This window comes from Pseudomonas sp. 32_A, assembly GCF_017490905.1.
GTDB lineage: Bacteria > Pseudomonadota > Gammaproteobacteria > Pseudomonadales > Pseudomonadaceae > Aquipseudomonas > Aquipseudomonas inefficax.
The window spans coordinates 1-290 of the sequence record NZ_JAFGYI010000432.1; the positions used below are offsets into that span (position 1 = coordinate 1).

Consider the following 290-nt stretch of genomic DNA (forward strand, 5'->3'; position numbering starts at 1 on the left):
GCTGGTGAACCTGGCGGAGGAAAAGGTAGAGAACTCCAGCACCTGCTCCAGGCCGAAGCGGAAGCTGTCGGTCATGGCGATGCCGAGGCTGGCAGGGTCGTTGCGTGCGGTGTTCAGGTCCACTTCGGCGAAGCGGGCGAGGGTGCCCGGGTCACTGTCGGCAATGCCTTGCCGATAGCGGTCGAGTACCGCACGGGGCCAGGGGTCGTTGGCGAAGGCGATCCAGGCCTTGCGGTAGAGCAGGGTATCGATGTTGATGAAGGAGGCGATCACATCGTGGCCTTCGGTGG

General features: G+C 64.1%; 1 protein-coding gene. It reads right to left on the minus strand.

From position 1 onward, the window contains the following. The coding region (locus J5M58_RS28610; protein WP_207880626.1) for a hypothetical protein at nt 1–290 on the minus strand (290 nt) is incomplete at both ends.